We start from the raw sequence: 7,258 nt of genomic DNA on the forward strand, positions 1-7,258 counted from the left end.
CTTTATAGACTCCTGAAATCCTTCATAACATGTAAAACTATTACCGTCTAATATGCCCGCATCATCCAAAATAACAGGTGCAGCACAAATAGCAGCTACATATTTATTACTTGAATAAAAATAATTTATTACTTTATATATAGGTTCAAATTCTCTTATGTTATTTACTCCTTGAACTCCTCCAGGAAAAATTATCATTTTAAATTCTGAAAACTCAATGTCATTAAATTTTTTATCACACATTGTTTTTATACCATGAGCTCCTGTAACTTCCAAAGAATCTGCAATAGAAATCATAGTAACTTCAATTTCAGCTCTTCTTAAAATATCAATTACTCCAATAGCTTCTATTTCTTCAAAACCATCTGCTAAAAATATACACGTTTTTATATCTTACACCTCCCACCATAATTTAATATATAAATAATTTATAAATTATGATATAATTTATAGAGTTACATGTTATGTTACTTTGGTTTTCCGTATATTAATTAAACATATTCTTCTCCTACTTTTACCTGGAACATATCATGTAACTACACTTCTTTACACTCCGCTAGATCCAAATCCATTTTTTCCTCTGTCAGTTTCATAATCAATACTATCTACTTTAGTTATTTTTACTTTGTATATAGGTTTTAAAACCATTTGCGCTATTTTCATTCCTTCTTCAACCAAAAAATCATTTTTACCATGATTTATTACAATAACCTTTATTTCTCCTCTGTATCCCTCATCTATTGTTCCAGGTGAATTTAATAAAGTTATACCATTATTTAATGCAAGACCACTTTTAGGCCTTATTTGAATTTCTGTGTCTTTAGGTAGTTCGATACTTATTCCTGTACGTATTAATTCACTTTCACCACTTTTAATAACCTTTCTATCAACGGAAAATATATCCATTCCCGCATCACCTGAGTTTGCAAATTCTGGTAACTTGGAGTTTTCGTATAAAAGCTTAATTTTTAGTTCATACATAGCAATATCCTCTTAAAGTTTTTTATTTTTTTATTATTATAGACTTATTTGGTAAATTTTTAAACAAATAAAAATATAACCATCTTATTTTAAAAATATATTATTAGAATTTGACGGTAACTTTTTCATATCCAAATTAAGATTATTTATTTTAACTTCTATACAATCATCAATAAATCTCACGCTATTTATATCAAGGTCTAAATTCAAATTGTTTAGTGATTTTAATATATCCTTTACAAAAATTTTTATGGGAATATGTTCAATATTTACTCCTGGAAAAATAGAATTTATTATTTTTAATTGCACATATAATAAATTTTCTTTTAAATCTTTTATATTAATTGAAACATCTCCAATTTCAAAAGAATTCACTATTATACCTTTCAAATATACAGCTTGACTAACATCTATTCCTGAAATCATTACACTGTCTGTTCTAATAAAATCTCTTATAAATGACATTATATCATCACCAGAAAGTTTCAAAATTGTTTGTGTAAGTCTCAAAAATAATCCCCCTCTACCTTTTTGTTTTAATTTATTAGTATTATTTTTTATAAAAATCTCATCTGCAACAATATTAATAAAACCACTATTTGTGCAAATTTTTCTTATAAAAAATTGAGTATTAAAATTTTTTATATGTTCATTTAAATCAAAAATAAATATATATCTATTTTTCCTATTTTCTTTTACAAACTCAATTGGAATGAATTTAATAAAAATATCTAAAAATGTTTTTGGAATAGACATACATTTAAAACTTAACTTATTAATTTCAACATAAATTTTATTTTCTAAAACTTTTAATATTTTGAAATCTAAATTAATATTTTTAAATATTTTATATCTAATATTTTTTATAATTATACTTTTATTAATTTTAATATCTTCAATTAAAACATTTTTACTTGTTAATGCACGTTTTAAAATATCTAATAAATCCGTTTCGCTAATCGTGATAGAGATATTACTTAATTTCATCAATCATCTCCCACTTCAAAAAAATAAAAAGCATACATCTTAATAATTAGATATATGCTTAACTTCAATAAATGTATTCTATTTTAATTGTTTTTCCAAAGATTTAAATTTTAAATTTGTGAACATTTTTTCTACAACAATTTTTAACGCCTTATTTAAATCTTCTGTTTTTAAAGTTTTATTAAAATCATTCAACCATATATTTAAACTTTGTTCACTTGGATTAATTCCAAAAATTACATTATATAAAATTTTAATCTTTTCAGAGTTATCAACATATTTTTTCATAAACTCTTTCTCATTGAGAATATTTAATACAAAATTTCTTAAATCAACTTCTTTCTTTTTAATTTTGTTATGCCAAAACCAAAATTCAGCCTCATCTGCAAATTCAAAATTATTCTCATCTACATTCAAACCATTTTTAACCTTAATATATGTCTTAGATATAAAATTTTTAATATCATCTTTTGACTCTTTGCAATCAAATTCAGGAATTTTAAATTCAACTAAACAACCTCTATCATTTTTTACATGAAGCTTTAAATCTTTATATTTTTTATATGGAATTAATTTATCAACTACAATATAATTGTCATCAATTCTACTTTCAATTCCAGCAACATAACAAACACTTTTATTAAAATTCATTGATTTATCTAAATTATGTTCAAATTTAAAATATCCATCTCCAAACTCCATAGAATTTATATCAATTTTTTGTGCAGTTCTAAATTGATCTTTATTTTCAACATTCTCTATATTTTTGACTTCATTTTTAACTTCATAATTTTTAAGTTTATTATTAAATTCTAATGTATAACTTTCTAAAACCCCATTTCTGAAAACACTAATACCTATTAAATATTTTCCTCCATCTTTAAGAGAAAAATTTAAAGGAATTATCAACTCATTATTATCATTTAAACTTAAATTCATAATTTTATCGGAAATTATTTCATTTCCATCATCAATACATTTCAAACTATTTATTTCAATCTTATCTATATTTGATACGTCAATAAAATTTAAATTTAAAACTAATTTATTTTCATTTGTAAAATAAGACTCTACATTTTGTATTTTTTCATTTTCTTCAATGAATATTGGTATTACTTCAGAAAATTCAACACCATTAATTTTAATTTTCATACCATAACTACGGTCATTTAAAACTGCAGCTTTTAAATACACTATACCAACTTTGTTTAATATTTTTGTTTCTTTACTTTTATCAAGTAAATTAAAATTATTGTCATTCAAATCAAAAATACTATCTATTTCAACCATATCACTAATATTTATTGAATCAACATTTTTAAAACAAACTTTAATCTCATGACTTGAAATTTTTGTGCTAGCACTTGCCCCTTTTAAACAAATATTATTATTTACAATAACTTTTAAGGTATTTTCCAATTCAATATCATTAATCTTAAATTTTATATAATAATTATTTTTAGTATCCAAAGTTTGATTTATAAAAACAGTTCCATTTAACTTTTCAATCATTGTATTATAACTAGATTTTAAAAAATTTTTTTCATTATCTCCTTCTTTAAAAACACCAATAACTTTAACAGAATCAGTAATTTTTAATCCCTTTGCATTTTCAAGGGATATAAAAATTTTATTACTGATAATATCTGTTAAAGCACTAGAATTCATTAAATCAACTGGTATTACTTCAACACCAAATCCATTTATCATAAAATTATTAATTTTAAGCACAAGTTCATATGAATTGTTCGAATCAATTTTATCTAAAATTGGAATTTCATTTACTTTGTTTGTTATCTTTATCGGTGAAATTAAATTCTTTTCTTTATTTTTTATATCATATAAAGATATAACCTCTATTAAATCATCTTTGCTTAAATTATTAATACCACTCAAATCAACTCTTAATTCTTTTCCAATTTTTTCAACTGCAGTAATTTTAATTTTAGAAATATCCAAATTTTTAATATGTACATCACAATCATCTTGTGGATCTAATTCAACACCATTCACCTTTAATCTAACTTTATATTTTTTATCTTTACTTAAAGTATTTTTTAAAATAATTTCTCCATTTAAATCAGATATATTATTTTTATTACAATCTAAATTCAACAATAAATTTTCATTTGGATTTAATTCGTCGTAAACACTAGCAACTTGAACTTTATCGTTTACTGTTATTCCACTTTCTCCACTTATTGAAATATTTAATTTGTTTGAAATTTCAGATATTATATTAAAATTAACATTTCCTTTCAAATTCAAATCTCTATAAGTTGGAGTCATATGAAAAGCATCTATTCCAACAATCTCTGAACCTTTTTTAATTAAAATTGTATAAGTAGATGTTGTTAAGTTTTCAATATCGTTTATGTATATACTTCCTTTTCCATTTGCATCTAATTTTGTACTTCCAACTTTTGCGTCATTCTTAAAAATAGTAACTTCTGAATCTCCAAGTAAAACATTAGAATTTGAAATTTCTAAAGTATTTTTGTATTTATTGTAGACAACTTTAATATCTAAAACCTTATAGCCATAATCAGTTTTATTAATTATTTTATATATTTCTCCAAGCTCTTTTGTATTTAAAACTAATGTATAATTTTGATCTTTAAGATTAGAAACTACATTTCCTGATGAATCTAATAAAATATTATCTTTATTAGAAAATTTATACACTTCACTCTTATTTACAATTCTAGCGTCAATAATGTTTATATTTTCAGGAATTTCAACTAGCCTATATCTTCCATTTTTCATATCTGAGTCATTTTCTTCCCTTATAAGTTTAAGACCAATAACATCAACAATATCAACTTTATTAACTATTTTAGATAATGAATTTGCAACAAATGTACTAGATAAAATTAATATCAACGCAGTTAATATAAAAATCATACTATTGACAAACAATCTGTGTTTGATTTTCATGTAATCTACTCCTTAAAAATATAATTAATGTTAGTATCTTAATTTTTCAAATTATAATAACTTAAAATTTTTTCCATTTATGAAATAAAAAAGCAGGCTGTTAACATAACAACCTGCTTTCAATAAAAATTTTAATTACTCTTCAATATCTTGTTCATCTTCATTTTTTAAAGATTGGTCAAAATCACCATTTGTTTCACTATCTTCAACTTTTATATCTTCTGAATCTGAAAAATACTTTTCACTAAAATCTCTACAAACTTCCCAAATACCATTTTCTATTTCAAGTGCATTGCCTCCACTTTGAAGCCAATTTAAAATGGAATTTGTTAAATCATAAAAGCCTTTCCAAATACTCCAATCATTTTTACTCATAGATTCTGGACAAACTTTTCTACTTGCATCATAATGTCTAACCATTTTATCAATAGTCAAATCATGTTTAATTAAAAGTTCTGCTGCAAGCCTCGCAAGTCCCAATATATTATTTTCATAATCAGAGTCTTTATTAACACACATTCCAATACCAATACTATTATCGTTAGTTATTCCGTATTTTCCTCTTCCGTCTCCACAATGCCAAGCTCTATATTCTTCACCTACAAAATTGTATATTTTATACTCATTTCCTTCATTTCCAACTAAATAGTGATAACTAGCATTATCAGATACATTTTCAAAAAAATTATAATGTCTGTCAAGACTAGAACCTTCATTCCAATTTCCTGTATCATGAACTACTATATATTCTATTTCTTTATTTTCCCTGTTTGAAAAATTATTTGATATTAGTTTTTCTTTCAATAAATATTGTTTCATTTTGCACCTCTAAAATTACTTCATGCAAGATTAATATTTATGAAGATTCTATAAAAATATTACACTTTCTTTTATACTACACGACTATTTCTTTAGTAATCTTACCAACTCTAACCATTAAATTTATAAATAAAAGTGATAAAGCTTCAGAAAAAATAAGGCTCATCCAAATTCCTGTAATTCCAAAAAACTTAGCTAAAACAACTAAACTTATTGGTAAAAATACAAAAGATCTAAATAAACAAATAATATTCGAATATTTTGGAATTTCAATAGCTTGATAATAAATACTCGTTGTTAAATTTATTCCAAGCATAAAAAATGCCAAATTTGAAACATTAAGTCCAAAATATGCTATTTTTATAATCTCACTATCACTTGAAAAAATACTAATTAATTCATGTCCCCAAAAAACACAAATAAGAACATATATTAAAGTCAGAGTTAATCCAAATTTCTTTGAAAATTTATAAAACTTAATCATGTTTCTTCCATCTTTAGATCCAAAACTATAACTAATTAATGGTTGTACACCAAAATTCATTCCTAACAAAATCATATAAATATTTGCATTTATATAATTAATTACACTAAATGCAGTAAGAGCTTTACTTCCAACAAAAAATATAAGTGCTATATTGTAAAAGAATATAATTACAGAAAATGTAATTTCAGATAAAAAAGATGGAAATCCAATTGAGACTATATTTTTCAAAACTTTAAAATCAAATGAACTATATCCAAATCTCAAATTTCCTTTCTTAAAAATAAAATGATTTATAAGAATTAATATTGTAATTATCTGTCCTAACCCTGTGGCAAGTGCCGCACCTTTAATTCCCAAATTAAATTTAAATATAAAAACGTAATCAAAAATTATGTTTGCTAATGCTCCAAATATATTGGCAACCATTCCAAGTTTAGGATTATAATCATTTCTTACAAAACTATTTAAAACTATTCCAATAAGATTCGCACTACAAAAAAGAGAATAAAATCTTAAATACTGCGATGAATAATTTAAAATTTCTTCTCTTGCGCCAATGCAATACATTATTGCACGTGAAAATACAAATGCAAAAATGCTCAGAGAAAAACTTACAATAATAGTTAATTTTATAGTTTGTCCAAAAATATCTTGTCCACGCAAAACATCATTTTCTCCAAAACTTTTAGATACCATGGAGCCGCCACCGACTGCAAGCATGGTTGCAATACCAAAATACATTATAGTTATAGGTAAAACCATATTAACAGCAGCTAGTCCAACATCTCCGATTCCTCTTCCAACAAAAATTCCATCAATGATTGTATATAAAGATGTTACAAACATGGCAAACATCGAAGAAATTGAATATTTAAAAAATTGTTTTAACATAACATTCTCCCAATAATAAATTCAAACTTTAATTATTGAGATTAGTTTGTACACTTTAAAAAATAAAAACCACTAAATTTAAAAATTTAGTGGTTTTAAAACGTTATACAAAATCTTTAAAAGAGTAATGGCGCACCTAGCAGGATTCGAACCTGC

General features: G+C 23.8%; 6 protein-coding genes. All 6 read right to left on the minus strand.

Annotated elements, in window-relative coordinates:
- On the minus strand, positions 1–390 hold a 390-nt coding region (locus A6P36_RS05275), incomplete at its 3' end, for a DJ-1 family glyoxalase III (RefSeq protein WP_082917627.1).
- A gap of 156 nt (positions 391–546) precedes the next feature.
- Positions 547–981 carry a dUTP diphosphatase gene (dut, locus tag A6P36_RS05280; protein ID WP_066761694.1) on the minus strand — a complete coding sequence of 145 codons (435 nt, stop codon included), beginning with the start codon at positions 979–981 and terminating at the stop codon, positions 547–549.
- 84 nt (positions 982–1,065) lie between these two features.
- Entirely contained in the window at positions 1,066–1,968 is a 903-nt protein-coding gene (locus A6P36_RS05285) for a fumarate reductase (protein WP_066761696.1), read from the minus strand.
- Positions 1,969–2,046: 78 nt separating this feature from the next.
- A complete protein-coding gene (locus A6P36_RS05290; protein ID WP_066761697.1) occupies positions 2,047–4,905 on the minus strand; it encodes a hypothetical protein in 2,859 nt (952 codons plus the stop codon).
- 135 nt (positions 4,906–5,040) lie between these two features.
- Positions 5,041–5,724 carry a peptidoglycan recognition protein family protein gene (locus A6P36_RS05295; RefSeq protein ID WP_066761699.1) on the minus strand — a complete coding sequence of 228 codons (684 nt, stop codon included), beginning with the start codon at positions 5,722–5,724 and terminating at the stop codon, positions 5,041–5,043.
- A 76-nt stretch (positions 5,725–5,800) separates the two neighbouring features.
- Positions 5,801–7,102: an MATE family efflux transporter gene (locus A6P36_RS05300; RefSeq protein ID WP_066761701.1), complete on the minus strand. Its 1,302-nt coding sequence runs from the start codon at positions 7,100–7,102 to the stop codon at positions 5,801–5,803.
- Positions 7,103–7,258: the final 156 nt, after the last annotated feature.

The sequence above is a fragment of the Candidatus Arthromitus sp. SFB-turkey genome (assembly GCF_001655775.1).
GTDB classification, from domain to species: domain Bacteria; phylum Bacillota; class Clostridia; order Clostridiales; family Clostridiaceae; genus Dwaynesavagella; species Dwaynesavagella gallinarum.

What these genes read in the sequence shown, in the direction of transcription:
- A6P36_RS05300 (WP_066761701.1), bottom strand. Translation starts at nt 7,102, where the DNA reads ATGTTAAAACAATTTTTTAAATATTCAATTTCTTCGATGTTTGCCATG.
- A6P36_RS05285 (WP_066761696.1), bottom strand. Translation starts at nt 1,968, where the DNA reads ATGAAATTAAGTAATATCTCTATCACGATTAGCGAAACGGATTTATTA.
- A6P36_RS05290 (WP_066761697.1), bottom strand. Translation starts at nt 4,905, where the DNA reads ATGAAAATCAAACACAGATTGTTTGTCAATAGTATGATTTTTATATTA.
- dut (WP_066761694.1), bottom strand. Translation starts at nt 981, where the DNA reads ATGTATGAACTAAAAATTAAGCTTTTATACGAAAACTCCAAGTTACCA.
- A6P36_RS05295 (WP_066761699.1), bottom strand. Translation starts at nt 5,724, where the DNA reads ATGAAACAATATTTATTGAAAGAAAAACTAATATCAAATAATTTTTCA.